The 26,561-nt window shown below is 59.5% G+C and carries 28 protein-coding genes and 1 pseudogene; 15 read left to right on the top strand and 14 right to left on the bottom strand.

All coding sequences use genetic code 11. The features are described 5' to 3' along the window. Nucleotides 1-19: 19 nt before the first annotated feature. From QZ571_RS10245 to folK, 3 genes are all read right to left on the bottom strand, one after another. Complete coding sequence (locus QZ571_RS10245) at nt 20-2,152, bottom strand: bifunctional (p)ppGpp synthetase/guanosine-3',5'-bis(diphosphate) 3'-pyrophosphohydrolase (protein WP_295534104.1); 2,133 nt, start codon at nt 2,150-2,152, stop codon at nt 20-22. Nucleotides 2,153-2,177: 25 nt separating this feature from the next. Next, nucleotides 2,178-2,534, bottom strand: coding sequence for a DNA-directed RNA polymerase subunit omega (rpoZ, locus tag QZ571_RS10240; protein ID WP_295534102.1), 357 nt, complete (start codon nt 2,532-2,534; stop codon nt 2,178-2,180). Nucleotides 2,535-2,621: 87 nt separating this feature from the next. Next, entirely contained in the window at nt 2,622-3,176 is a 555-nt protein-coding gene (gene folK / locus QZ571_RS10235) for a 2-amino-4-hydroxy-6-hydroxymethyldihydropteridine diphosphokinase (RefSeq protein WP_366929950.1), read from the bottom strand. Between the two features lie 146 nt (nt 3,177-3,322). Here folK and QZ571_RS10230 point away from each other — a divergent pair, with 146 nt between their 5' ends. Then, nucleotides 3,323-3,886, top strand: coding sequence for an NYN domain-containing protein (locus QZ571_RS10230; RefSeq protein ID WP_295534097.1), 564 nt, complete (start codon nt 3,323-3,325; stop codon nt 3,884-3,886). 82 nt (nt 3,887-3,968) lie between these two features. Then, complete coding sequence (locus QZ571_RS10225; protein WP_295534096.1) at nt 3,969-4,415, top strand: YqaA family protein; 447 nt, start codon at nt 3,969-3,971, stop codon at nt 4,413-4,415. Nucleotides 4,416-4,462: 47 nt separating this feature from the next. On the opposite strand, the gene QZ571_RS10220 is transcribed toward QZ571_RS10225, so the two are convergent. Further along, nucleotides 4,463-5,071, bottom strand: a complete 609-nt coding sequence (locus QZ571_RS10220; RefSeq protein ID WP_295534094.1) for a L,D-transpeptidase — start codon at nt 5,069-5,071, stop codon at nt 4,463-4,465. 176 nt (nt 5,072-5,247) lie between these two features. Between QZ571_RS10220 and QZ571_RS10215 the strand changes: the two genes are divergently transcribed. Further along, entirely contained in the window at nt 5,248-5,763 is a 516-nt protein-coding gene (locus QZ571_RS10215; RefSeq protein ID WP_295534092.1) for a CAP domain-containing protein, read from the top strand. A 34-nt stretch (nt 5,764-5,797) separates the two neighbouring features. Here QZ571_RS10215 and QZ571_RS10210 read toward each other — a convergent pair whose 3' ends face one another. The 6 genes from QZ571_RS10210 to QZ571_RS10185 form a co-directional block, all read right to left on the bottom strand. Next, entirely contained in the window at nt 5,798-6,298 is a 501-nt protein-coding gene (locus QZ571_RS10210) for a L,D-transpeptidase family protein (protein WP_295534091.1), read from the bottom strand. 59 nt (nt 6,299-6,357) lie between these two features. Then, nucleotides 6,358-7,578, bottom strand: coding sequence for a class I SAM-dependent RNA methyltransferase (locus QZ571_RS10205; protein ID WP_295534089.1), 1,221 nt, complete (start codon nt 7,576-7,578; stop codon nt 6,358-6,360). A 49-nt stretch (nt 7,579-7,627) separates the two neighbouring features. Continuing rightward, nucleotides 7,628-9,454 (bottom strand): ABC transporter ATP-binding protein, encoded by a 1,827-nt coding sequence (locus tag QZ571_RS10200; protein ID WP_295534087.1) that lies wholly within the window; start codon nt 9,452-9,454, stop codon nt 7,628-7,630. Between the two features lie 62 nt (nt 9,455-9,516). Beyond that, the gene (locus QZ571_RS10195) at nt 9,517-10,650 is read right to left on the bottom strand and encodes a CCA tRNA nucleotidyltransferase (RefSeq protein ID WP_295534085.1); all 1,134 of its coding nucleotides are present in this window, start codon (nt 10,648-10,650) and stop codon (nt 9,517-9,519) included. Then, a complete protein-coding gene (locus QZ571_RS10190) occupies nt 10,647-11,243 on the bottom strand; it encodes a CoA pyrophosphatase (protein WP_295534083.1) in 597 nt (198 codons plus the stop codon). The genes QZ571_RS10195 and QZ571_RS10190 overlap by 4 nt, the downstream gene beginning before the upstream one ends. Next, nucleotides 11,236-12,255: an Hsp33 family molecular chaperone HslO gene (locus tag QZ571_RS10185; RefSeq protein WP_295534081.1), complete on the bottom strand. Its 1,020-nt coding sequence runs from the start codon at nt 12,253-12,255 to the stop codon at nt 11,236-11,238. Before QZ571_RS10185 ends, QZ571_RS10190 begins: the two co-directional genes overlap by 8 nt. Before the next feature lie 97 nt (nt 12,256-12,352). Here QZ571_RS10185 and QZ571_RS10180 point away from each other — a divergent pair, with 97 nt between their 5' ends. From QZ571_RS10180 to QZ571_RS18500, 3 genes are all read left to right on the top strand, one after another. Then, a complete protein-coding gene (locus QZ571_RS10180) occupies nt 12,353-12,802 on the top strand; it encodes an NUDIX hydrolase (RefSeq protein WP_295534079.1) in 450 nt (149 codons plus the stop codon). A 391-nt stretch (nt 12,803-13,193) separates the two neighbouring features. Beyond that, on the top strand, nt 13,194-13,379 hold the full coding sequence (locus QZ571_RS10175; protein ID WP_295534077.1) for a hypothetical protein: 186 nt from the start codon (nt 13,194-13,196) through the stop codon (nt 13,377-13,379). An 81-nt stretch (nt 13,380-13,460) separates the two neighbouring features. Continuing rightward, nucleotides 13,461-13,868 (top strand): hypothetical protein, encoded by a 408-nt coding sequence (locus QZ571_RS18500; RefSeq protein WP_366929949.1) that lies wholly within the window; start codon nt 13,461-13,463, stop codon nt 13,866-13,868. Between the two features lie 34 nt (nt 13,869-13,902). Here QZ571_RS18500 and QZ571_RS10165 read toward each other — a convergent pair whose 3' ends face one another. Continuing rightward, entirely contained in the window at nt 13,903-15,165 is a 1,263-nt protein-coding gene (locus QZ571_RS10165) for a SpoIIE family protein phosphatase (RefSeq protein ID WP_295534075.1), read from the bottom strand. Nucleotides 15,166-15,317: 152 nt separating this feature from the next. Between QZ571_RS10165 and QZ571_RS10160 the strand changes: the two genes are divergently transcribed. After that, nucleotides 15,318-15,647: an Hpt domain-containing protein gene (locus QZ571_RS10160; protein WP_295534072.1), complete on the top strand. Its 330-nt coding sequence runs from the start codon at nt 15,318-15,320 to the stop codon at nt 15,645-15,647. Nucleotides 15,648-15,651: 4 nt separating this feature from the next. On the opposite strand, the gene ilvA is transcribed toward QZ571_RS10160, so the two are convergent. Then, on the bottom strand, nt 15,652-16,902 hold the full coding sequence (gene ilvA / locus QZ571_RS10155) for a threonine ammonia-lyase IlvA (RefSeq protein WP_295534071.1): 1,251 nt from the start codon (nt 16,900-16,902) through the stop codon (nt 15,652-15,654). Nucleotides 16,903-16,939: 37 nt separating this feature from the next. Next, a complete protein-coding gene (locus tag QZ571_RS10150) occupies nt 16,940-17,563 on the bottom strand; it encodes a hypothetical protein (RefSeq protein ID WP_295534069.1) in 624 nt (207 codons plus the stop codon). Between the two features lie 476 nt (nt 17,564-18,039). Here QZ571_RS10150 and QZ571_RS10145 point away from each other — a divergent pair, with 476 nt between their 5' ends. Both QZ571_RS10145 and mog read left to right on the top strand, forming a co-directional pair. Then, nucleotides 18,040-19,269, top strand: a complete 1,230-nt coding sequence (locus QZ571_RS10145) for an argininosuccinate synthase (RefSeq protein ID WP_295534067.1) — start codon at nt 18,040-18,042, stop codon at nt 19,267-19,269. Beyond that, nucleotides 19,266-19,802 (top strand): molybdopterin adenylyltransferase, encoded by a 537-nt coding sequence (gene mog, locus QZ571_RS10140; RefSeq protein WP_295534065.1) that lies wholly within the window; start codon nt 19,266-19,268, stop codon nt 19,800-19,802. Before QZ571_RS10145 ends, mog begins: the two co-directional genes overlap by 4 nt. 143 nt (nt 19,803-19,945) lie before the next feature. Here mog and ubiG read toward each other — a convergent pair whose 3' ends face one another. Next, nucleotides 19,946-20,689, bottom strand: coding sequence for a bifunctional 2-polyprenyl-6-hydroxyphenol methylase/3-demethylubiquinol 3-O-methyltransferase UbiG (gene ubiG / locus QZ571_RS10135; RefSeq protein ID WP_295534064.1), 744 nt, complete (start codon nt 20,687-20,689; stop codon nt 19,946-19,948). A gap of 65 nt (nt 20,690-20,754) precedes the next feature. Between ubiG and pip the strand changes: the two genes are divergently transcribed. The 6 genes and pseudogenes from pip to QZ571_RS10105 all read left to right on the top strand — a co-directional run. Next, nucleotides 20,755-21,726: a prolyl aminopeptidase gene (pip, locus tag QZ571_RS10130; protein ID WP_295534062.1), complete on the top strand. Its 972-nt coding sequence runs from the start codon at nt 20,755-20,757 to the stop codon at nt 21,724-21,726. 42 nt (nt 21,727-21,768) lie between these two features. Then, on the top strand, nt 21,769-22,221 hold the full coding sequence (locus QZ571_RS10125) for a TspO/MBR family protein (RefSeq protein ID WP_295534060.1): 453 nt from the start codon (nt 21,769-21,771) through the stop codon (nt 22,219-22,221). Between the two features lie 136 nt (nt 22,222-22,357). Next, nucleotides 22,358-22,939: a ribosome maturation factor RimP gene (gene rimP, locus QZ571_RS10120; protein ID WP_295534058.1), complete on the top strand. Its 582-nt coding sequence runs from the start codon at nt 22,358-22,360 to the stop codon at nt 22,937-22,939. Between the two features lie 3 nt (nt 22,940-22,942). Continuing rightward, nucleotides 22,943-24,550 (top strand): transcription termination factor NusA, encoded by a 1,608-nt coding sequence (gene nusA / locus QZ571_RS10115; protein ID WP_295534056.1) that lies wholly within the window; start codon nt 22,943-22,945, stop codon nt 24,548-24,550. Between the two features lie 31 nt (nt 24,551-24,581). Beyond that, a complete protein-coding gene (locus QZ571_RS10110) occupies nt 24,582-25,211 on the top strand; it encodes an RNA-binding protein (protein WP_295534054.1) in 630 nt (209 codons plus the stop codon). Continuing rightward, nucleotides 25,208-26,257, top strand: a pseudogene (locus QZ571_RS10105) (translation initiation factor IF-2 N-terminal domain-containing protein); the annotation flags it as partial. The gene QZ571_RS10110 and the pseudogene QZ571_RS10105, both read left to right, overlap by 4 nt. Nucleotides 26,258-26,561 lie beyond the last annotated feature (304 nt).

The raw sequence follows: 26,561 nt of genomic DNA, 5'->3' as shown, positions 1-26,561 counted from the left end.
CTTCGCGCCGCCGAAACGGCTATGGCTTGCGTGACAATTCGCGGATTCTCGCCACTTGTGCAACATCGCTTTCCGCTTCGAGTGCATTGAGCAAACGGTGGATGTGCTCGGCATCGCACAGTTCGACCTCAACAAGAAGCGAATAGAAGTCGGGCTTTCGATCAATGAATTTCAGATCCGAAATGTTGGCCTTTTGCTGCCCGATCAAGGTACAGATATGGCCCAAAACGCCCGCATCATTGGAAATTGTGACCTTGAGCGTCGCGGTGTAGGCGGGCGGATGGCGCCCGGTTTTCCAATGCAGATCGACCCAGCGTTCGGGTTGATCCTCAAATTCCTCAAGGGCGGGACAGTCGATGGCGTGAATAACCACACCTTGCCCACGATAGGTGATGCCAACGATCCGCTCTCCGGGCAGGGGCTGGCAGCAATTCGCGCGGGTAAACGTCTGATCCGCCTCAAGGCCCAAGACGGCGCGGGTCGGTTCGATCTCGCCTTCATTTTGACGTGCGGCCAGTTCGGGATAGAGAGCGGCCAACACCTCTGAGGCCGCCATTTCCGCCGATCCGATACGGGCAAGCACCTCATCTTCATCGGGCAGACCCAAGGTCTTGGCGGCGGTGCGCAGCGCCTTGTCCGTGACCTTGCGCCCGACATGTTCAAAAGCCACGCGCGCAAGTTCCGCCCCCAGCTTGATAAAGCGATCGCGATCTTCCTCGCGCAGGGATTTGCGGATCGCCCCCTTGGCGCGCCCGGTGACCACGATATCAAGCCAGGTCATCTGAGGACGCTGGCCAGCCGCTGTAATCACCTCGACCGATTGACCGTTTTTCAACCGTGTCCAAAGCGGCACGCGGATGCCATCGACTTTGGCGCCCACACAGCTATTGCCGATGCGGGTGTGGATCGCATAGGCGAAATCAATCGGCGTTGCGCCCTTGGGCAGTTTGACCACATCGCCCTTTGGGGTGAAACAAAACACCTGATCGGAATACATCTCGAGCTTGACGTTCTCGAGGAATTCATCGTGATCGCCCTCGCCATCACCCTCCGAAAACCGCTCATTCAGCGATGCCAGCCACTTCGCCGGGTCCACGGCAAAGGGGTTTTTCGCCCGCTCACCATCGCGATAGGACCAATGCGCAGCCACCCCGGCCTCTGCGACCTCGTGCATCTGGCGGGTGCGGATTTGCACCTCGACCCGCTTGCCATCGCGCCCCGAGACTGTGGTGTGAATAGAGCGATACCCGTTCGTCTTGGGCTGGCTGATATAGTCTTTGAACCGGGTCGGCACGGCGCGCCAACGGTGGTGGATCAACCCCAACACCCGGTAGCAATCCATTTCGGAGTCGGTGATGACGCGAAATCCGTAAATATCGGAAAGCCGCGAGAAGGCGAGTTGCTTCTCTTCCATCTTGCGCCAGATCGAATAGGGGCGTTTGGCGCGCCCGAACACCATCGCTTCGATGCCCTCATCTTCCAGAAGCGCACGGATATCAGCGGTGATTTTCGGAATCACATCGCCCGTTTCTTTTTGCAGGCTGACAAAGCGGCGGATGATTGAGGTGCGCGCCTCGGGGTTGATGACCTTGAAGGCAAGATCCTCAAGCTCTTCGCGCATCCATTGCATCCCCATGCGCCCAGCAAGCGGCGCATAGATTTCCATCGTCTCGCGCGCCTTTTGCACCTGCTTTTCCACCCGCATCGAGCGGATCGTGCGCATGTTATGCAAACGGTCGGCCAGCTTGACGAGGATCACCCGCAAATCCTTGGACATCGCCATGAACAGCTTGCGGAAATTCTCGGCCTGCTTAGAGGCGGCGTTGGAGAGTTGCAGATTGGTCAGCTTGGTCACGCCATCGACGAGTTCGGCGATCTCCTCGCCAAACAGCTCGGTCACCTCAGTGTAGGTCGAGCGAGTGTCTTCAATCGTGTCGTGCAAAAGCGCGGTGACGATGGTCGCATCATCCAGCCGCTGTTCGGTCAAGATGGCGGCAACAGCCACTGGATGGGTGAAATAGGGCTCACCGGAATGGCGCAGTTGACCCGCATGCATTTCCAGCCCGTAGGCATAGGCCCGGCGGATCAGATCGGCATCTGTCTGCGGATTGTAGTTGCGAACGAGCGCGATCAGGTCTTCGACGTCGATCATGCGCGCCCGTTTCCGCCCCTATTGCTTATTCGCGGCCCTGCGCGTCCATCAGGGCACGCAACATGCGCTCTTCGGACATATCGTCTTCGACAGCGCGATCGGGGCTTTCGCCGCCCATCAGCAGGGACATCGAATCGTCTTCGGGCTCGTCAACCTCGATCTGGGTCTGGTTGCTTTCGATCAGGCGCTCGCGCAGATCATCCGCCGATTGGGTTTCGTCCGCGATTTCGCGCAACGCCACAACCGGGTTCTTGTCGTTATCACGCTCAACCGTGATCGAGGAACCAGCGGCGATTTCACGTGCACGATGGGACGCGAGCATTACCAGCTCGAATCGGTTCGGAACCTTATCGACGCAATCTTCAACCGTCACGCGGGCCATGGGCAACTCCAGTAGGACTTTCGATCGAAGGCCCTACTTAGGCGCTTGGGTCTACATTGACAAGCGCGCAATCGCGTCAAAACCCAGTCAAACCGGGCGTATTCCCGCTTTTTCCGAATCTGGCAGCGCCGCGAGCATCTGCGTGACCGTCCTGCCCGAGACGGGATGGCGCCAGAGCGGCGCAATCTCGGCCAAGGGAATCAGCACAAAAGCGCGATCCTGAAGTCGTGGATGGGGCAGGATCAGATTGTCTGGCGCGGCGGTTTGCTGCGCGTCCAGTGGAAGATCGCGCCAGTGTTCATACTCAGATTGATCCGGCAACACCGCATTGCCATATGCAAGCAGATCGAGGTCAATCGCGCGCGCACCCCACCGCGCTGATCGCTCTCGGCCAAGCTGCGCTTCAATCTGATGAAACGCAGCAAGTGTGGCTTCTGCGCCAAGGGTGGTTTGCAATTTGCAACACGCGTTAACAAAGTCCGGCCCCGAGCCTTCTGGATATGCGGGTGTCCGCCAAAAGCGACTAACCGAAAGGACTGAAAAACCTGCATTTATTAACCGCAATACCGCAGCACAAAGCGTGTCGCGCGGGCCGCCCTGCGACCCTGACAGGTTCGCCCCAAGGGCGCAAATCACTGACATGTCCATTTAGACAGGCTCCAAATTCCTTGCGTAATGCATATGTCAGTAGACATATCTCGTCGGCCCTGTTCTCTTGAGCAAGCGATATGATCAAATTCGTTTCGCGATCCGAGTGAACAAGGCGGGCACATCAGCACGAGGGTTGCATGTTTTACAAAGACGAACGTCTCGCATTGTTTATTGATGGCTCAAACCTGTATGCCGCTGCAAAAGCGCTCGGGTTCGATATCGACTATAAATTATTGCGTCAGGAATTTGAACGGCGCGGCAAATTATTGCGGGCCTTCTACTATACTGCGCTTCTGGAAAATGAAGAATACTCACCGATCCGTCCGCTTGTCGATTGGCTAAATTACAATGGTTACGCAATGGTGACCAAACCTGCCAAAGAATACACCGATTCGATGGGTCGGCGGAAAGTCAAAGGTAATATGGATATCGAACTGGCCGTGGATGCGATGGAACTTGCGCCGCGCCTTGATCATATCGTGCTGTTCTCGGGCGATGGTGATTTCCGCCCGCTGGTTGAAAGTCTGCAGCGTCAGGGTTGCCGCGTTTCGGTCGTTTCAACGATCCGCAGCCAGCCGCCGATGATCGCAGATGAGCTGCGCCGTCAGGCCGACAACTTCATCGAGCTGGACGCGCTGCGCGATGTCATCGGGCGCCCGCCGCGCGAGCCGCGCGAAGAGGACTACCCCTCCGAGACTTGATCGCGTGTCATCGAAGTTTACGCTACAAGGCGCGTGCGGATTGCCCCGCACGCCCTTTTTCATTTGAGCGAACAGGACCTTTATGGCTTTAAGCGCCTCTTTGATCGGCCTGTTTGTCTCGGCAATGCTCGCCGCAACGCCGATCCCGATGCAATCCGAAATTCTGTTCGTCGCACTGCAAACTGCGGGCGGGGTTGCAGTGTGGCAGATGATCTTGGTCGCGAGCATCGGCAATACGCTGGGCGCACTGATTACCTATGCTTTGGGCCGCGGCATGAACCATTGGAAAGACCGCAAATGGTTTCCTGCCTCAGGCAAACAGCTTGAGCGCGGACATCGCTGGCTGGACAGATGGGGCGCGCCTTTGCTGCTGCTCAGCTGGGCCCCCGGCGGTGATCTGATCTGCCTTGTCGCGGGCGTATTGCGCATGAACCTGTGGCTGTTCTTGTCGCTCGTATTCATCGCCAAAACGGGGCGGTATGCGGCGCTGGCTTGGATCACCGCGCAAGCCCTGGCGCTGGCGCAATAAAAAGGGCCCACGCGAGGGCCCTTTGAAACGTCACGCTTTGACAGATGCTAAATCAACAGAACCTGCGTGCCAATCTTGGCCATCCCGAACAGCTCTTGGATATGTTCGTTATAAAGCCCGATACATCCGTTCGAACTTTTGCGCCCGATCTTGCGCGTGTCATGCGTGCCGTGGATGCGGTAATATTTCCACGACAGATAAAGCGCATGGGTGCCCAGCGGATTGTCAGGTCCGGGCGGCACGTAGGACGGCCATTCGGGGTTGCGCCGTTTCATCGAAGGCGTAGGCGCCCAGCTTGGCCCCTCGACCTTGCGGATCACCTCTGTGCGGCCGCGTCGCGTCAGATCCTCTGATACTGGCACCGACGTGGGATACAACCGATAGATCGTTTGATCTTCCGACCAGTAATGCAGATCGCGCGAGGTCGTATCCACAAGGATCGCCCCATTGCGCAGCGTGCTGAAATAGGGCTGCCACTGGCGCGCCTGAAAGCTTGAGATATTGCGCCGCTGATTGGTATAGGCGTTGGTCTCGAATTGCTCCGCCCCGGCATCGGGCGTTTGGGCCCATGCTGGCAGCGCAAGCCCTGCACCGCTAAGTGCAGCCGCGCCGAGAAAAGCGCGGCGATCGAATTTGGTACGCGCGTTGGACATCATGCCCTCCGAATGTGGCGGAACTATTGGCGTCAGAAACCAGCATCAACATAGTGTGAGTACGGCGTTGGTGCAAATCAAACCCTGAAAGATGTGTCTTTCGCGTGCTAGGAGGGTTTGCGCGGCCAAGGACGAACGTGTAAAGGGAAACGCAGCTTTATCAGGGGGCCCCCAAGACCATGCTGCGCGCCACTTTCCTTGCGATTTCCGCCACGCTCGCCCTAGCGGCCTGCGATCCTGTCGATCAACAGCCCAAGCTTGGCCCCGATGGCCTGCCTTTGCCCAAGGTGTATTCGATCACCGGGCGCGAAGCCCAGGTGATCCCGCAACGGGTTCTCGAATCGGTCAACTCGCTGCGCTCGGCGCGCGGGGCGGCCCCATTGGTGCTGAACGCCTCGCTCACCACGGCCGCGCTGGCCCATTCCAAGGACATGGCCGCGCAGAATCGGCCGTGGCACTGGGGGTCTGACGGCTCCTCGCCCCTCGAACGCGCGCAACGTGCGGGCTATACCGGCACCGTGCTGGGCGAGAATATCTCGGAGACCTACGAGACCGAGATGGAAACCTTGTCGGCATGGATGAATGTGCCCGACACCCGTGACGTGATCTTGAACCCGGCGGCCACGCAAATGGGCTTTTCGTGGTATCAGGAACCTTCGGGAAAAATCTGGTGGACGATGGTCACCGGCAACTAAATCAAAAGGGCCCCAACGCGGGGCCCTTTGCACATCATGGGAAGATAAAGATCGGCGTGTTCTCTCGCACCATCGCGTAGATCTCGCGGATTTCCTTGTCTTTCACAGCGATGCAGCCCGCCGTCCAATCACGCCCGCGCCCTTTGTTCTTGCCATCACGACCATGAAGGAAGATATCACCGCCGGCCTTTTTGCCCTGAGCTGCGGCATAGGCCACCTGCTGCGGATTGGGATAGCTGATCCCGATCGACAGGTAATAGGCGGAATTCGGGTTGCGCCGGTTGATGTAATACAGCCCTTCGGGGGTCTTACCGTCGCCCTCGAAATGCTTGGGGCCAATCGGGTCCCCGCCAAGGCTGATCTTGTAGCTTTCCAGCACCGTGTCGCCATGCAGCAGATACATCATCCGCTTGCCCTTGAAGACCTGAATCTGGGTCACTTGCGGCCCGCTATAGGATAAGAATTTGCTTGAATCGCCACAGGCGGCCAAAGCGGCAAGGGCGCTGGCGCCCAGAAATAGAGTTCTGCGGTTCATGATTTGCCTGTTCGCAACTGCTTGTTTTGTTCAGTCATACGCGATTTCCAAGGCCGATTCTAGCGGCTGAAACAGGCCGCGACCTCAACATGAGCAGAAAAGCGGAACTGATCGACGACCAAGATCCGATCCAGTGTAAAGCCAGCATCAATCAGCGCCGCCGCTTCGCGCGCGAAAGTCACCGGATTGCACGACACATGCACCAATCGCTTGAGGCGCGACGCACAGATCTGTGCAACCTGCGCCTCGGCCCCGGCCCGGGGCGGGTCGATCACGACGGCATCGTAGCGGTCGATTTCATCGGACAAAAGCGGGCGGCGAAACAGATCGCGCACTTCCGAGGTCACGCGGTGCAGCCCTTTGGCCTGCCGCCAGCCCAGATCAAGCGCCTCAATCATCGCCGTCGCGTTTTCAACCGCATGCACGCTTGCATCCTCGGCCAAAGGCAGGGCGAAGGTGCCGCACCCTGCAAACAGGTCGGCGACCTTTGAGGCCCCGGTCACCGCCTCACGCACGAAGGCGACCAGCGCCGCCTCGCCATGCGCGGTCGCTTGTAAAAACGCACCCGGCGGCGGGGCAACTTTGGCCGCACCAAAGCTTTGGAGTGGCGCGCGCCGCGCGGCAATCACCTCACCATTCCAAGTGAGCCGCGCCAAGTCCCGGCGGCGGGCCAGATCGGCCAAGGCCTCGAATTGGGCGGGATCAGTGTCTTTTCCACCGGTCGCCGCGATATCAAGGCCGTTCTGCGACAGGCTCATTGCAAAGGCGACCTCGCCCTTGCGCGAGGCGCCAATCGCGGTAGCTTCATGCAAGATCGGGATCGCTGCCAATAGTTCCGGCCGCAAGATCAGACAGCCCGGCACCTCGACCAGCGTGTCCGAAGCACGGGCGTGAAACCCGACCAACGTCCCCTTTTTGGTACGCCGCCCTGCCAAAGTTGCGCGCCTGCGCGAGTGGAGCGGCGAGGTCGCGATCGTCATTTCGGGCACCGCGACATTGCGCGCGCTCAGTGCGTGGCGCACGACGTCAACCTTCCAGCCAGCTGTGAAAGCATCCGAGGCGTGCTGCATCACGCAGCCCCCGCAAGCCCGGTAATGCGGACAAGGGGCCGAGACCCGATCCGCACTGGGCGTGACGATCTTGGGCGCGGCGATCCGACCGGCTATCGGCTCACCCGACACGACCTCTCCGGGCAGCGCCATGGCGACATGCACGGTCCCCTCGGGACCATGGGCCACGCCATCAGCATGGAGCGAAAGTCGGTCGATCGTATATGTCATGGATGTGCCATAGCGGGATGGGGCGGCACTGGAAAGGCCCTGTTTTGGGCTATTGCGCCGCTTGACTGTCCTCATCGCAATTCAGGAACCCACCGGATTGGCGCGCCCAGTAACGAGCATACAACCCCTGCGCGGCCAGCAAGTCATTATGGCTGCCTTGCTCCACGATACGACCCTGTTCCAGCACGATGATGCGGTCCATCTCGGCAATCGTGGACAGCCGATGCGCGATCGCAAGCACCGTTTTGCCCGCCATCACCCGGTGCAGCGCCGATTGGATTGAGGCCTCAACCTCGGAATCAAGCGCCGAGGTCGCCTCATCCAGTACCAAAATCGGTGCGTCTTTCAGAAAGGCGCGGGCCAAGGCGATCCGCTGGCGCTGACCACCCGACAGTTTGACGCCCCGCTCGCCCAGTTTGGCCTCATAGCCGCGGTTTCCCTCGTGATCTTGCATCGCGAGGATGAACTCATGCGCCTCGGCTTGTTTCGCCGCTGCGATCAGTTCCGCCTCGCTGGCATCGGGACGGCCATACAGGATGTTTTCACGGGCCGAGCGATTGAACATCGCCGTCTCTTGCGTGACCATCGCGATCTGGCGGCGCAGGCTTTCTTGGGTGACGTCGCGAATATCGGTTTCGTCGATCAAAATAGAGCCTGTTTCGGCATCATAGAGCCTTAGAAGCAAAGCCACGAGCGTCGACTTCCCGGCCCCGGATGCGCCCACAATCCCAATTCGCTCGCCATCGGCAATGTGCAAATCCAGCCCCTCGACGCCCCCTTTTTCGCGCCCATAGGCAAAGCCCACATGATCAAAGCGGATCGCCCCGGCCACTTGCCCAAGATCGCGCGCATCGGGGGCGTCGGTTAGCCCGTGATGGCGCGCAAGCGTGCGCATCCCGTCCTCAGCCTCGCCGATATTGGTCCAAAGCCCCATCAGCGCGTTCGACACCCAGCCCGACATTTGCGCCAATCGGATCGCAATCGCCCCAGACGTGGCGATATCGCCCGCACTTGCCTGCCCGCGCGACCAAAGCCAGATCGCTCCGCCAACCAATATCACGGGCAGCAACCCGGAATACGCCATCTGGACGGTGCGATATAGGCTCTGAACTTGCCCAAAACGGATCGTTCGCGTGCGAAACGTCGACATCGCAGCAAGTGCCGAGCGATCCTCATACGCGGCATGCGCGAACAGCTTCACCGTCTTGATATTGGTGATCGTGTCAACGACTTGCCCGGTCACCATCGCCCGCGACGCGGCGCGCGCACGCGATCGCGCCCGGATTTGGGGTAGGAAAGCCCGGATCAGCACCCCAAGGCCAAGCGTCCAGATCACCAGCGCGAAGGCTCCCCACAGATCAATCCCGATCAGCAGCAAAACCGACCCCAGGATCGAGGCCAGCGCAAAGAGCGCGGTATTGATCACCTCGGAAACCGTGTCCGTCACGGCGCGCGCGGTCTGCATCTGCTTTTGCGCAATACGGCCTGCGAAATCATTGTCAAAGAACGTCACAGATTGCCCCATCGTCCAGCGATGCAGGCGCGACAGCACAAGCGGAAGAACGTTAGGAGCAATCAGCAGGTTGGTTGTCGCCGAACTCAGCGCGAAAGCCGCGGGCCGGATGATAAGATAGAAGCTCACGAACAGCACCAGAAGCCCTGCGTTCCGGGCAATCACCTCAGCAGGTGCGCTGCCAAGGGCTGCGTCGATCACGCGCCCCAACAGCCACGCCGAGACCACCTCCATCGCGCCAGCCAACACGGAGGCTGCCCCAGAAATCACGATCAGAGTGCCGGCGCCTTTCAGGCACCAGCGGAAAAATGCAGCAAGGCTTTGCGGGGGCGGGCCGTCGGCCTTTTGGAATGGATCAAACATGCGGGCTCGCTTTCACGACTGCAATATAGCCCCCGATCAGGCGGGGGAAAGCGCCGCAAAGATCACGCCAGCAGCTCGTCGCGGGTCAGCGTGAAATCTGACGCAATCCAGTGCGCCTCGATCTGGCGCAAACGCGCGCCCAGTTCCGGGCCTTGCAGCGCTGGCATCAGATCGGCACCCGTCACTGGAAAAACCTGATTTGCGCCGAAACAGAGCCTGTTTTGCCAGTTCTGTGGTAGTTCCTGACCGATCAGCGCGTGGTGGAGCAGAAACGCATCCGCGCCCTCTTGCGCCCCTAATCTGTAGCCCAGAACCTCGGGGCGTTCGGGCGACACCATTGCCTCGCGCAATCGCGCCAACTGGCGTGCTTCGGCTTTGGACAGGCGCAGACGGTGCGCGACGTTGACACCGCCCAGCACAGCCAAACGCCGCATTGGATTGGCTGGGCGGTCCTCAAGATGGATCAGCGGGGCCAAAGCGCGCGCATCTGCGCCGGGCAAAACCGCCATCAGGATACCGGCTTGCGCCATCGCCGCGACAGCAGGCGCAGGATCGGGCGCAGCCAGCAATTTTTTCATCTCAGCGCCGAGGCGTTCGCGCGAAAGCGTCTCTATTTCAGCGGAATTCGCTGCACAGGCAGCCAACCCTTCGGGATCAAGATCGTGGCCAAACCACGCGGTAAAGCGGAAAAATCGCAAGATCCGCAGATAATCTTCCTGGATGCGCGCCTGCGCGTCGCCCACAAATCGCACATGACGCGCGCGCAAATCCGCAATTCCGGTTCCGAGCGGGTCAAGCACCTCGCCATCGGCGCGCGCATATAAGGCATTCATCGTGAAATCGCGGCGCGCAGCATCCTCGACCAGATCCTCGGAAAACGCGACCGTTGCATGACGGCCATGTGTTTCGACATCGCGGCGAAATGTGGTGATCTCGTGTGGGTGGCCTTCGGCGATCACGGTGATCGTGCCATGCTCAAATCCGGTTGGAACGAATTTCAGCCCCGCCCTTTTGGCGAGCTCCATCACCCGTTCGGGGCGCGCATCCGTGGCAATATCAATATCGCTGACCGGCGCGCCGATGGCGTCGTTGCGCACGCATCCGCCCACCAGCAACGCCTGATGCCCTCCAGCCGAAAGCATCGCCAAGACGGCTTGCACATGCCCCGCACGCAGCCAATCGCCTGTCAGTTTCATCCCGCCATCCCATCTGCCAAGGACCGCAGCATACGCGCGGTTGCCCCCCAGATGTAGTAGGGTCCGTAAGGCGCGACGAAATAGTAGCGCCGTGCACCGCGCCAGCGCCGCGATTCAACGCGGAAATTCGCAGGGTTCGCGATGTGCGACAGTGGCACGGTAAACACCTCGGCCACTTCGCCTGCTTCCGGGCGTGGCGTGAACGGCGCCTTGATGCGCGCAAACACCGGCGTCACCAGAAACGAGGTCACCGTCTCATGCGGCTCAAGCGTGCCCAACACTTCGACATTGGCGGGATCAAGGCCGATTTCCTCGTGTGCCTCGCGCAGAGCCGCCCCGACGGGCCCAGCGTCGCCGGGATCGACCTTGCCACCGGGAAAAGAAATCTGGCCGGGGTGGTGGCGCAGATGCGAGCTGCGCTTGGTAAGATAGAGCAGCGGCTCGGGGCCAGAGGTTTCGAAGGCCACCAGCACCCCCGCCGAACGCAGCGTGCGCCCTTCCGCCAGAACCGTTTCGGGGTTCAGGTCATAGTCCGACGAGGGCCGCCCCGCCCGGCCCAGCGCGGCCAGAACCGGGGCGAGCGGATCAGTCATCATCACCCTCACGCGGGCTACCATCGGGGTTTTTCGCGGCCTCAAATCCCAGCGTCGCAGGGTCGAATTCATAATGCGCGCCGCAGAACTGGCAATCAGCGGTGACACGTCCGTCATCCGTGGTCATCGTGGCGATGTCGCGCGCCGAATAGATCGAGAGCGAGTTGCGCACGCGATCAGCAGAACAGGTGCAGCCAAATTCCACGCGCTGCGGATCGAAGACACGCGGGCGTTCCTCGTGAAACAGCCGCACCAGCAGATCGGTGGGCTGCACGGTCGGGCCGATCAGCTCCATGTCCTCGACGGTATCCAGCAGCACATTCGCGCGCACCCAATTCTCGCCCTCTTCGCCTTCCAGCAAATCCTCGGGGTTTAGAAGGCTCTCATCGCCCGATCCTTCAGGGACAATATGCAGCGGCGAGGCGGGCGGCATATGTTGCAACATCACCCCCCCTGCTCGCCAGCTTTCGCCCTGCCCCGGCAAGATCGAGCGCCCGAAGGACAGCTCGAACCGGGTGGCGAGTTGCTCGGATTGGGCGAAATAGGCCTCGGCGCAGGCGCTCAGCGAACCACCGGTCAGAGGCGTGATCCCTTGATAGGGCGTGGTATCCTGACCTTGATCGATCAGAATGGCGAAATAGCCCTGACCGATCTGGCTAAACGGATCAGCTGCCAGATCAAGCGCCTCCGCGTCGTAACTCGCCCAGCCGCGGATGCGCGCTGGCGCGCCGTCAGCGGTGGGGGCGTAGTAATCGGTGGCGATAATACGGATCGGGCCATTGCCGCGCACTTGGATCGAGAGTTTCCAGCGCAGTTTGATTGTCTGGCCGATCATCGCGGTGAGCAACGCCACCTCGGCAACCAGCATTTCAACGATGCGCGGATAGTCATGCTGCGAGAGCACCTCTTCCAGCACCCCATCAAGACGCGCGACCCGACCGCGAATATCGGATCGGTCAAGTTGGAACGGCAGAACGGTATCGTCCCAGGCGATTTGGGAAAGCTTCGACATGGTGCTCCTGACGGGCTCAATGGGGTTTTCGGGCGGCGCGCGGCCTGCCATATAGACCCTATATAGGCGAGGCAACCATAGACCCAAGGGGGCAATCATGATCCGCAGATTTGGCGAGAGCATGAAAACAGGACAGCGCTACAAACTTCGACCCGGTGCGTATGGTGTCTTGATGCGCGAAGGTCGGGTCTTGCTGACCCATCAACGCGCGCCGCTGCCTGAATATCAATTGCCCGGCGGTGGCGTTGATCCTGGCGAGGGCGCTATCAGAGCGCTGCATCGCGAGGTGTTTGAAGAAACCGGCTGGGCTATCGCCGCCCCCATCAGGATCGGGGCGTTCCGCCGATTTGCCTACATGCCCGAATACGAAGTCTGGGCCGAGAAACTTTGCACGATTTACGCCGCCCGCCCGGTGATCCGGCGTGGCCTGCCCAGCGAGCCCGACCATCGCGCTGCCTGGATGGCGCCCGAAGAGGCCGTTGAAGCGCTTGGAAATGATGGAGATCGTCACTTTCTGCAAAGATTTTTGCAGATTGCAAGGCGCTAGGCGTCACAAATTCAACGTATAATATTGCGCGCTACAAGTTGACGTTAAGGGAATGAGGTAGTCTAGCAATACTGCATGAATTCATGCGCCTCTCACGCAGTAGCAAGCAAGCATCACAGCTGGGCATAGCAACAGCGTGTATACGCGGGGCGATGCCACACTTATTGTGGATGACGATATCAGCCACCTGACGATCTGATCGGGGCGCGTGGGGAGGGCTCAAACACCAATCATCGACTCGATGGGCATCAGACATGCGCGCCTTGCGGCGCGCCGCTCGGTGCTGCCCGCCTGACGGCCAAGGCAAGTTCGAAAAACTGGATGGCGCGAAAAGGCCGAACGCGAATTTGCCGATGTCGTAGTCGCCGCAGGTCTGGCACTGGTGCTGGAGATGGGGCTGAAACTGGCGTGCTCGGCGTTGATGGTGGTGCCCGGTGTTCTGTTTCAGAAAAAGATGATCGCGCTGACACAGTCCACGCAAGGTGCTTCGACCCGCGCCTCGCCCGTGCTGCATGAGGCGATTATGAACATGACCGTGACCACTGCGCACGGCGGCGTCCGGGTCATGCGGATCTAGGAGGACCGCATAACCCGGACGGCTGCGAAGAGTTTCGAGCAACGCGAGCTGGCATCGGCGCTGACCTATTGGGCGAAAATGGTGCAGCAGGCCACTTATATCGCTGCCGCGGTGATCGGCACCTACAAGGTGCTCGCAGGCGATTTCACCGTGGGCTCGATCATCACGATCAGCATTCTACCCTCGCGCACGCGAGCGCCTCTGACGCAACTGGCGGGAACGCTCGCGCGGAGACCTCAACGTCAAAGCGGCATTGAGCGGGCTGGATGCGATTATGGGCGCGAAACCGGCACGAAAAACGTCAAGGTTCAGGCGCGACAAGAGCTCGATCTGACAGAGGCGATGTATGAAAAAGGCGTGGCCCCACTGATTGAAGTGACCGTGACGGTCGATCTGAGCCATCTGAACGCGCGGCTGCGCCATCCGGAAATCCGCCCCGGGATGCAAGCGACCGTTGAATTGCACACTGGCGAGAAGGCCGTGCTGTGATCCCTTTGAAGCCGTTCTACAAATCGCGCGAGCCTTAATCGCGATACATCTTCGCGCCATCAAAACTGAAGATGACCGCAGAAACGTCATCTTCCATTTGCGCATCTGTGTAATTCTCAAGATCCCAAAACACCGCATCCAGAAAGGCGCGCCCGCGCAATTGCGCGAATTTGGTAAAAATTGCGCTCAGTCCGGCGTGATCAATCATTTTTCCAGCGCGGTTGGTTGCTTCGGTCATGCCATCAGACAGCAGGATCAGCCGATCACCGGGGGCAAGAACGGTATTGATACTTCGATAGCGCGCGCCCGGGATCAGACCCACGGGCAAGCCTCCCTCCCCCAAAAACTCGATATCCCCCGATTGGCGTTGCACGACCGGATAGGGATGGCCCGCTTGCACCAGTTCAACCCGGCCAGTCACCAGATCAATATCGCTGTAAACGAGGGTGAAATAACTTTCGGTCTGCATCTCTTCGAGAACAAGTTCATTGAGCATCTCAGCCAATTCCGCTGGCGGGCGCCCCTCGTAAATGCCAAATTCGGATTCGACCATTGCGATATTTTGCGCGGGCATCGCACCGGACAGATAGCCCGCAAGCCGCGCCATCATCACCGCCGAGGTAATGCCATGGCCCGACACGTCGATCCCATACAGCCCGACACGGCGCGCGTTGATCGGGAAGAACCCCACCAGATCGCCCCCCACATGCCCCGCCGGGCGCAACATCAACGCGACTTCCGCAGAGCCGAAACTACGGTGGCGTTCGCGCACAAGGCTTTGCTGTAGCTTGCGCGCCTCTTGTAAATCGCGCTCAATTGCGTCTTGCGAGGCGCGCAGAAGGGCATTTTTGGCGCTTAATTCTTCTTGCATGGCAAGGATACGCCGCCCCGCGACAAGCCTTGCGCGCAGCTCTTCGCCATTAACCGGCTTGGACAGGAAATCGTCTGCGCCGCTTTCGAGACCGTGCGAGACATCGGTTTTGTCTGTCTTTGAGGTCAGCAGAATGAAATAGCCATAGCTGGACCGGGTCATCTGGCGAAATGCGCGGCAGAAATCCGGCCCGTTCATTCCTGCCATCATCCAGTCGGAAATCACGATATCGGGCTCACATTTTGCACAGATCGGCAAAGCCTCTTCAGCGCTTGCCGCCTCAATCACCTCATAGCCTGAGCGCGAAAGTTGCGCAGTCAGAATCCGGCGCTGCATCCGGCTGTCATCAACCACCAAAACGCGCCGCGGCACGGTTTCATTCAACCGCGGGTCCGAGATGATATGAGGTTTCAGAGCAAGTGACATAGATGGTGTCCGATCGGCAAAACTGCCCCGTTGTTTCACAACTCACCTAACAATTCCTGAATCCCTGATTACATGCGGCCTTAAAGGTTCGGCAAGCTTTGCAGGCTAATGTGATGCGCGGTGAGTGAACCAAGGGCACCTTGGAGGGTGAAATGATTGATTGGGAACGTGTGGCCGAATTGCGTTCGGAAATTGGGGCAGAGGGGTTTGCCGAAGTCGTCGAACTGTTTCTTGATGAGGTGGAGGCCGTGGTGATGGCGCTTGGCCAAAAGCCTGGAAAGCTTGAAGACGAGTTGCATTTCCTCAAGGGATCGGCGCTCAACCTCGGGTTTCGGGCCTTTGGGGCGCAGTGTCAGATCGGCGAGAAACTGGCCGCCGCTGGACGCTCGGATGAGGTTGATGTCTCAAATATCTTAGACGTTTATGGCGCGTCCAAGACTTGCTTCATGACCCGTCTCGAGGAATTCACGACCGCCGCCTGAGCGCCTAGATCAGAAATTCCGCAAGAGTTTCATCCTCGGTTATGTCGCGCCAGACGAAACCGGCAGCGTCGAGCTTGGCAAACAGTGTGGTGAAATCGTCTGCCTGTTTGGTCTCGATCCCGATCAGAACCGAGCCAAAGTTGCGCGCGGATTTTTTGAGATATTCGAACCGGGCGATATCATCATCCGGGCCCAGCATTTCCAGAAAATCACGCAAGGCACCGGGGCGTTGCGGCAGGCGCAGGATGAAATATTTCTTCAGACCACTGAAGCGTTGCGCGCGTTCCTTTACCTCGGGCAGACGTTCAAAATCGAAATTGCCCCCCGAAGTGATGCAGACAACGCGCTTGCCGCGGACCTGCTCGGCCAGTTCGGGCAGAACGTCGATAGACAAGGCCCCCGCCGGTTCGAGCACGATCCCCTCGACATTGAGCATCTCGAGCATGGTCACGCAGATCCGGTCTTCGGGGGCGCGCAAAACCAGCTCGGGTGTGACCCAGCGCAGATTGTCAAACGGGCGCGCGCCGATTTTCGCCACCGCCGCGCCGTCCACGAAACTATTGACTTGCGGCAGGGCGACCGGTTCACCAGCGGCAACGGCGGCGGTCAGACTGGCCCCGCCCATCGGCTCGACAAAGCGAAACTCCGTTTGCGGTGAGGTCGCGCGCAGATATCCTGTCACGCCAGCAGCAAGGCCACCACCACCCACCGGCAAGATCACCAGATCCGGGGGCGTGTCCCCCATCTGATCAAGAATTTCCACCGCGACCGAGGCTTGCCCTTCAATCACCGACGCATCGTCGAAGGGAGCGAGAAATTGCGCCCCCGCTTCGGCGCAAAAGCTCTGCGCTGCGGCCAAGGTGTCGTCGAAATAATCGCCCGTCAGCACGATCTTGATCGCATCACCGCCAAAGGTCTTGGTCTTGTCGATCTTTTGCTGCGGCGTCGTCACCGGCATAAAGATCGTGCCGCGCACCCCGAAATGACGACAGGCAAAGGCCACGCCCTGCGCATGGTTTCCCGCACTCGCACAGACGAAATGATCGGCCTGCGGGTCAACCTCGCGCCGCTTTCGCATCGCGGTAAACGCGCCGCGCAGTTTGTAGCTGCGCACCGGGGTCAGGTCTTCGCGCTTGAGCCAGATATCGGCATCAAAGCGCGCCGACAGGTGGTCGTTGCGCTGCAGGGGCGTGGGCTCGAACAGCGCACGCAGGGCGCGCGTCGCGGCAATGGCGGAGAGGGCAAATTCACTCATAGGCCAGATGTGACGCGCGCCAAGCAGTTTGGCAAGCTTAGACCAGCTTACGGTTTTCCACAAAAACACCATAGAGCGTGGTCAGCAGCGACAATCCCAGCATAGTCACGACAAAATCGACCCCGAGTTGGGCGACAAACCCGACATCCCACGCAACCCCCGGCAAGAGCGCAACCAAAGGATTGAATATCGCGCCCAGAAACACCACGAGCACTGCGATCACGCTGAGCGTCACAAACAGCCAACCTTGGCCGCGGGTCGCGCGCAGCGCCGCACGCAGCCCAAGCGTATCAAGCGCCGCGCCGGGCAGCGCCACGCTGAAACGCAGGAACAACGCCACCATCCAAACAAGAATGATGACCGTGCTCACTCCGCCTGCGATCAGGCCCGCTGTGTCAGATCCGATAATCTTCTCGAACAGCATTAAAAGGACAATAACCACCACACCTAACAGAATGCCGACGAGCGTCAGCATCGCCACAATTATAAAAGCCCGCAGGAAATATCGCAGACTGCGCCGCAGATTGATCCGAGGAAGCCAGCCACAGCTTTCGTTGCACAGGATAAAGCGGTGCCAGTTCACGGATGCAGTGGCCAACACAAACTGCGCGATCACAAAGAGAAGAAAATACAGCAGCGCGCTAGACGGTGGCACAGCCACACTGTGACCCACATGTGCGGCCCGTCGCAGCCCCTCTTGAAAAGATAGATTACACAAGGCCCCGAGGACAAAAGGCGGAAAGACGATCTGGGTCGCCGACCCAAAATTTCCAAAAACCTGCCGCCACGAATGTTGAAGTATATGCCATGGGTGCATCGGACATTCCTTCGGTCAAAAAGACTTTAAAATTTGCGAAATCCTAATCTTCATGCTTTTCCAAACCAATAGACGTGACGGTAAACTCTGCGGCATGCTGGCGGATCGCATTGGCGCGCGCTGGCACGAGGGCCGCAAAGCATGGTCTTGTGCGCCAGCCATCGGATCGACGTGAGCCAGCCAATCGCGACATCAAATACTCCGGTCTTGATGCCTCGAAAGGTCAAGAGCGCCACGATTGCCCCAGTCAACGCGCTTACCTTGCCCTCGGCGTCAAAAATCGCTAAGCGCGACTTAAAATCCGCATCAGGAGTTGCTTCATGTCCGCGCCCAAGAAAGTCGTGCTTGCCTATTCGGGTGGCCTCGATACCTCGATCATCTTGAAATGGCTGCAAACCGAATATGGTTGTGAGGTCGTGACCTTCACTGCCGATCTGGGCCAAGGCGAAGAACTGGACCCGGCGCGCAAGAAGGCCGAGTTGCTCGGCATCAAGCCGGAAAACATTTATATTGAAGATGTCCGCGAAGAATTCGTGCGCGATTTCGTCTTTCCGATGTTTCGCGCCAATGCGGTTTATGAGGGGCTGTATCTGCTAGGCACCTCGATCGCGCGTCCGCTGATCTCCAAGCGGCTTGTCGAGATCGCGCATGAGACCGGGGCGGATGCGGTGGCGCATGGCGCGACCGGTAAAGGCAACGATCAGGTGCGCTTTGAACTGGCCGCCTATGCGCTGGATCCGATGATCAAGGTGATCGCGCCTTGGCGGGAATGGGATTTGACCTCGCGCACCAAATTGCTGGAATTTGCCGAGGCCAACCAGATTCCGATCGCCAAGGACAAGCGCGGCGAAGCACCGTTCTCGGTTGATGCGAACCTTTTGCACACCTCGTCCGAGGGCAAGGTTCTGGAAAACCCCGGCGAGATGGCCCCTGATTACGTCTATCAGCGCAGCGTCGATCCGGTGACCGAGGCCCCCGACGCCCCCGAATATGTCGAGATCGGCTTTGAGCGCGGCGATGCGGTTTCGATCAATGGTGTGGCGATGTCGCCCGCGACGATCCTGACGCAGCTTAACGAATTGGGCCGCAAGCACGGCATCGGACGACTCGATTTCGTCGAAAACCGCTTTGTCGGGATGAAATCGCGCGGCATTTACGAGACCCCCGGCGGCACGATCCTGCTAGAGGCGCATCGCGGGATCGAGCAAATCACACTCGATAGCGGCGCGGGGCATCTCAAGGATTCGATCATGCCGCGCTATGCCGAGCTGATCTATAATGGCTTCTGGTTCTCGCCCGAGCGCGAGGCGCTGCAAGCCCTGATCGACAAGACGCAGGAATATGTCACCGGCACCGTCAAGCTGATGCTGTTCAAGGGCGCGGCCCGCACCGTGGCGCGCTGGTCGGAGTATTCGCTTTACTCCGAGGCGCATGTGACCTTTGAGGAAGACGCGGGCGCCTATGATCAAAAAGACGCGGCGGGCTTTATTCAGCTTAACGCGCTGCGCTTGAAACTGATCGCGACGCGCAACGCCCGGGTCAAGAAATGAGCGTTTCGCAGCCCCATGCCGCAATTGTCACCGTCTCCGATCGCGCCAGTCGCGGCGAATACGAAGACAAGGGTGGCCCGGGCTGCGAAGCATACTTGCGTGACGTGGTGACATCGGACTTAACGATCACGCGCCACATCATCCCCGACGGACGCGAAAGCGTGGCCAACATGCTTCGTGAATTGGTCGCTGCAGAGGCCGACCTGATCCTCGTGACCGGTGGCACCGGCCCCGCGCCACGCGACGAAACGCCCGAAGGCTGCGCAGAAGTGATCGAGAAAGAATTGGCAGGTTTTGGCGAGGAAATGCGCCGCGCGAGCCTGCTCGAAGTGCCCACCGCAATTCTGTCGCGCCAATCAGCGGGCATCGCGGGCAAATCGTTGATCATCATGGTGCCGGGTAAACCCTCGGCCATCGCGACCTGTCTCAATGCGGTTTTCGCCGCTGTCCCCTATTGTCTTGATCTGATCGGCGCAGCTTATCTTGCGACCGATCCCACGCGGATCGAAGCGTTTCGTCCCAAGGCGAAGTAACTAGGGGGCGCTGCCCCCACCTGCTACGCAGCTTCCCCCGAGATATTTTCATCAAGAGGAAGTGGGACGGCGGAATTAGCTTCCTCTTGATCGAAATATCCCGGGGGCCGAGGCATCGCCTCGGCGGGGCAGAGCCCCTCGCGCTATCTTTTGACCGCCGTGATGGCATAATTCACTGACAGATCGCGATCTGAGAGCGACCAGCGCCAGCTGATCGGGTTGAACACCATGCCGCGCCGATCCACCGGATCGATCCCGGCCGTTTGCGCCAAGGTATATAGCTCGTCGGGAGTGACGAATTTCGACCATTCATGCGTGCCCACAGGCAGCCAGCGCATGACGCGTTCAGCCCCGAAAATTGCCATCATGTAGCTTTTGGGATTTCGGTTGAGGGTTGAGCAGATCATCAAACCACCGGGTTTGAGCAAGCTTTCGATCGTGTTCACGAAGCCCTGCGGATCAGCGACATGTTCGATGATTTCCATCGCCAGAACGGCGTCAAATTGCGCGCCTTGCGCGGCCAGGTCTTCGGCAGCGCAATGGCGGTAGTCGATCTCGAGGCCCGATTGTTCGGCATGAAGCTGTGCCACGGGAATGTTGCCACCCGCCGCATCGGCCCCCACAACCGTTGCGCCAAGGCGCGCCATCGGTTCGGACAAAAGCCCGCCACCGCAGCCGATATCAAGCAGGGTCAGCCCCTTGAACGGCTCGGGCGATGTCAGGTCGCGGCCAAATTGCGTGGCGATCTGCGAGGTGATGTAATCCAGCCGACAGGGGTTGAGCATATGCAGCGGTTTGAACTTGCCGTTTGGGTCCCACCACTCGGCCGCCATCGCCTCAAATTTCGCGACCTCGCCTAGATCGATGCTGTTTGCAGCCTCTGCCATCGCTACCCCGTTTTCCCTGTTAAACGCCCATGGCGGGCGTCTCGTTTGACCTATATAGTGCAGGGATGGACAGAAATGCAGGGCAAAAGCGCGCATCCGAAGCGCGGCTCTATGCGCCGATCGAACCCTTCGATCAGCGCAAGATTGATGTTGGCGGTGGCCATGTGCTGTATGTCGAGCAGTCGGGTCATCCGCAGGGGCAGCCAGTTATTGTTTGCCATGGTGGGCCGGGCGGCGGGTGCAGCCCCACGATGCGGCGGTTTTTCGATCCGGCACATTATCGCATCATCCTGTTTGATCAACGCGGCTGCGGCCTGTCGCGCCCCCATGCCAGCGTGAGCGACAACACGACCTGGCATCTGATCGCCGATATGGAACTGATTCGCGAAACGCTGGGGGTTGATTCCTGGATGGTGTTTGGCGGCAGTTGGGGCGCAACGCTTGCGCTGCTTTATGCCCAGACTCATCCCGAGCGTGCACAGGCGCTGATTCTGCGCGGCGTATTTCTCGCCACGCAGGCAGAGCTTGATTGGTTTTATGGCGGCGGCGCGGGGCAGTTCTATCCTGATCTCTGGGCCAATTTCCGCAGGCTTATCCCCGAAGATGAGCAAAATGACCTGATCGGCGCGTATAATAAACGTCTGTTCTCAGGCGATTATATGGAAGAAACCCGCTATGCCCGAAATTGGGCGGTCTGGGAGAATGCGCTGGCATCCGTGGGCTTTGATGGCCCTCCCGGTGAGGCATCCCCCGATTACGCCCGCGCTTTTGCTCGGCTGGAGAACCACTATTTCCAGAACCGCGCCTTCCTTGAGGTGGACGGGCAAATCCTGCGCGATCGTTCCCGAATCGAGCACATTCCGACCACGATCGTGCAGGGGCGTCTGGATATGATCTGCCCGCCCCTCTCGGCCTACCGGCTGGCAGATGGCTGGTCGCGGGCGCAATTGCATCTCGTTCCGGCGGCTGGCCACGCGTTGAGCGAGCCGGGGATCACCCGAGGGCTTGTCCGGGCGATGGACGCGCTTAGATCATAGTCACGATTTTATTCGCGACACCATTCGATCGGGACGCCTCACATGCTGATCTTTTTCCTGCTCTTTCTCGCCGCATCGGCTGCCGCCGCTGCCACTGGCATCGTTTTCAAGCCGGGCAATTGGTATGAGGGGCTCACCCGACCCGGATTTACACCGCCCAATTGGCTATTTCCCATCGCTTGGACCTATCTTTATATCTCGGTCGCTTACGCTACGGCGCGGGTGGCAGGGCAGGATGGCGCGCAGTTGGCGCTGGCGCTTTTTGCCGTGCAGATCGCGCTGAACACGCTGTGGACGCCGCTGTTTTTCGGGGCGCATCGGCTGGGTCTTGCGATGATCGTGCTGGCGCTGCTGTGGGTCGCGGTGGCGGCGATGGGGGTTGCCTTTATCGGGCTTGATCTGATCGCGGGACTGTTGGTCTTGCCCTATATCATCTGGCTTAGTCTGGCGGGCGCGCTGAACTGGCGGATCTGGCGCGATAACCCCGCCGCATGAAGTTCTGCTTGCGGACTCGGGCGCAAAAGCCTATATCGCCTTCAACAGCGGTGCGTTGAGGTCCAAACTCAGCGCCCACCGGAAACGTGTGACGGGCCGCAGCGGCCCGTTTTTTTGTGTTAGAGGATCGGAAACGATGACCGACCTAATCGCCAAGACCGCCATTGACCGGCGTTTGGCCGATATCGTCACCCCCGTGATTGAGGGGCTGGGCTTTGAACTGGTGCGTTTGCGCCTACAAGGCGGCGAGACCCCCAATTTGCAGATCATGGCCGACCGTCCCGACGGTGGGATCGTGGTGGATGACTGCGCCAAGATTTCGACTGCGGTGTCGGCCACGCTAGATGTGGAAGACCCGATCGAAGAGAATTACACGCTTGAAGTGTCCTCCCCCGGGATCGACCGGCCGCTGACCCGGCTGAAGGATTTCGACAGTTTCGAGGGCCATGAGGCCAAGCTCGAGACCTTTGAGCTGATTGACGGGCGCAAACGCTTTAAGGGCGAATTGCGCGGCACTGAGGGCAATGAAGTTCTGATCGAGATTGAGAATCAGGGCGCGCAGGTCGTCATTGGCCTGCAATTTGACTGGCTTGCAGATGCGAAACTGGTGCTCACCGACGAATTGATCACCGAGATGCTCCGGCAGAAAAAGGCCGAAGGCAGCATTAACGAAGACGACTTTGACGAAATTGAAGAATCCCCCGACGAGGAGACCTGAGTCATGGCAATCACCTCTGCCAACCAGCTGGAACTTCTGCAGACCGCCGAGGCGGTTGCACGCGAGAAGATGATCGACCCCGAGCTGGTGATCGAAGCAATGGAGGACAGCCTCGCACGGGCTGCAAAGTCGCGTTACGGCGCCGAAATGGATATCCGCGTCACGATTGACCGCAAGACCGGCCGCGCCCGCTTTACCCGTGTGCGCACCGTGGTCGAGGATGATTTGCTGGAAAACTATCAGGCAGAGCTGACCGTTGCTCAGGCCAAGCAATATCTTGATACCCCCAGTGTGGGCGACACCGTCGTTGACGAAGTTCCGCCCGTCGAACTTGGTCGGATCGCCGCGCAAAGCGCCAAACAGGTGATCTTGCAGCGCGTCCGCGAGGCCGAGCGCGATCGTCAATACGAAGAATTCAAAGACCGCGCAGGCACCATCATCAACGGCGTCGTCAAGCGCGAAGAATACGGCAATATCATCGTCGATGTGGGCCGTGGCGAGGCGATTCTGCGTCGCAACGAAAAGATCGGTCGCGAAAGCTATCGCCCCAACGACCGCATCCGCGCCTATGTCAAAGACGTGCGCCGCGAGGCCCGTGGCCCGCAGATCTTCCTGTCGCGCACCGATCCGATGTTCATGGCCGAACTGTTCAAGATGGAAGTGCCCGAAATCTACGATGGCATCATCGAGATCAAGGCCGTGGCCCGTGACCCCGGTTCGCGCGCCAAGATCGGCGTGATCAGCCATGACAACTCGATCGACCCGGTCGGCGCTTGCGTCGGTATGCGCGGCTCGCGCGTGCAGGCCGTTGTTGGCGAGTTGCAGGGTGAAAAGATCGATATCATCCCGTGGAACGAAGATCAGGCGACCTTCCTTGTGAACGCGCTGCAACCGGCCGAAGTGTCGAAAGTTGTGATCGACGAAGAAGCGGGCAAGATCGAGGTCGTGGTGCCCGATGAGCAGTTGTCGCTCGCCATCGGTCGTCGTGGTCAGAACGTGCGGCTGGCAAGCCAGTTGACCGGGCTGGATATCGACATCCTTACCGAGGCCGAAGAATCGCAGCGCCGTCAGGCCGAATTCACCGAGCGCACCCAACTGTTCGTCAACTCGCTCGATCTGGACGAGTTCTTCGCGCAGCTGCTGGTCGCAGAGGGCTTTACCTCGCTCGAAGAGGTGGCCTATGTCGATCTCGATGAGCTGTTGTCGATCGAGGGCGTCGATCCCGACACCGCCAGCGAATTGCAGGCGCGTGCACGTGACGTGATCGAAGAGCAAAATCGCAAGGCTCTGGAAGCGGCAAAGGAACTGGGCGTCGAGCAGTCACTGTTCGATTTCGAGGGTCTGACCCCGCAGATGACCGAAGCGCTTGCGCAAGACGGCATCAAGACGCTGGAAGATTTCGCGACCTGCGCGGATTGGGAACTGGCCGGCGGCTGGACCACCGTGGATGGCGCGCGCGTCAAGGATGACGGTTTGCTCGAAAAGTTCGACATGAGCCTTGAAGAGGCGCAAAATCTGATCATGACCGCGCGCATTCAACTGGGGTGGGTTGATCCCTCCGAGTTGGAAGGCGAGGCCGAAGACGAAACCGAGGAGGAGGCCGAGGCGTAAGCCCCGGCCCCGCCTCAGGCAGGAGAGAGAGATGAGTCGCGCAGGCAAAGCCAAAGATCGGGATGATCCCGAACGGCGCTGCATCGTCACTGGCGATGTTCAGCCGAAGGCCGGGCTTGTGCGCTTCGTGCTTGGCCCTGACGGGATGATTTATCCCGACATCGCCGAGAAGCTGCCCGGTCGTGGGATCTGGGTGACAGCCGATCGCGACGTGCTGGAGACGGCCATAAAGAAGGGGCTTTTTGCCCGCGCCGCCAAGGCGCCCGCGAAAACCCCGGAAAATATGGCAGATATGGTAGAATCAGCCCTTGCCAGCCGCGTTGTCGAGCTTATCTCTCTGGTTCGGAAATCCGGTCGCGCGGTGATCGGGTTCGAAAAGGTCAAGGGTTGGCTGGCAGATGGGCGGGCAAAAGTTTTGCTTCAGGCCAGCGACGGCTCGGACAGAGGAAAAGGCAAGCTGTGGACGCCCGAGGGCGGGCGCTGGTTCGGCTGTCTCACCTCACAGGAATTGGGTTTGGCATTCGGTCGCGATCGTGCGATACACGGCGCGCTTGCAGCCGGTGGCCTCACTCCTCGCGTGATTGAAGAGATATCGAGGCTTGCGGGATTGCGCAGGCAGGACGGCGGCAAGACCGCTATGAAGGATACGAAGACGGCATGAGCGATACGGACGGCAAAAAGACTCTCGGACTTGGCGCGGCGTCGCGTCCCGGGCAGGTGAAGCAAAGCTTCTCGCACGGGCGCACGAAAAATGTTGTGGTCGAGACGAAGGGCAAGAAGCGTGTCTTGAACAAGCCAAGCGCCGGGGCCGCCAAAGGCCCTGGTGGCAATAATTCTGCAGGCGGTGATCCGTCGCGGCGTCCAGCTGGCATTTCCGATGCCGAGATGGATCGCCGTATGAAGGCGTTGCAAGCCGCCAAGATCCGCGAAGTCGAAGAAGCCGCGAACCGCGAAGCCGAAGAGAAGGCCCGCGAAGAAGAGCGCGAGCGCCGTCGTGCCGAGGCCGAGGCCAAGGAACGCGAAGATCGTGAGCGCGAAGAGGCGCTGAAGGCTAAGGCCGAAGAAGACGAGCGCAAAAAGCGCGAAGCCGAACTTCGTGACAAAAAGAAAGAAGAGATCCGCAAGGGCGCTCCGAAAAAGGACGACGCCGTGCAGGATCAGGCGGCTGTCGAAGCGGCGGCGTCGCGCGCCGAGACCAAGGGCGTTGTCGCCTCGGGTCCGCGCAAGACCGACCGTGAGCGTGACGCCCGCACCGAACGCGACGCCCGCGCGACCAAAGGCAAGACCGATGGCGGCAACCGTCGCACCGGCAAGCTTTCGCTGAATGATGCACTGGGTGGTGGCGAAGGGCGTCAGCGCTCGATGGCCGCGATGAAGCGCAAGCAGGAACGCCAGCGCCAGAAGGCGATGGGTGGCTCTACCCGCGCTGAAAAGCAGGTGCGCGACGTGCGCCTGCCCGAGACGATTGTTGTCTCGGAACTGGCCAACCGGATGGCAGAACGCGGTGCTGACGTTGTCAAATCGCTGATGAACATGGGCATGATGGTGACGGGCAACCAGACCATCGACGCCGACACCGCCGAGCTTGTGATCGAGGAATTCGGCCACAAAGTTGTGCGTGTGTCCGATGCCGATGTGGAACAGGTGATCGACACCGTTGATGACAAGCCCGAAGAATTGATCACGCGCCCGCCGATCATCACGATCAGATCGGAAGAGCACACGTCTGAACTCCAGTCACGTGAAACGATCTCGTATGCCGTCTTCTGCTTGAAAAAAAAAAAAAAATAAAAAACAACAAAAATGACAATTGCCCCATACTTCATAGAATCCAAACTCACCAGCATCGTCATACCTCCTACTATAATAAAAAGCATTACGTGCCACACTCTCACTACCCTCCAACAACGATCTCCTACCTACAACTGCCACGCACCCACGAACACAAAACTAACATTATCCTTATACACATGACCTCTGTACCTCATACCTGTCACACACAGCCCAACAG

The sequence above is a fragment of the uncultured Thioclava sp. genome (genome assembly GCF_913064665.1).
Classification (GTDB): Bacteria; Pseudomonadota; Alphaproteobacteria; order Rhodobacterales; family Rhodobacteraceae; genus Thioclava; species Thioclava arctica.
Note: the sequence above shows the minus strand (reverse complement) of the source record. Positions and strands in the feature narration are given on the sequence as shown.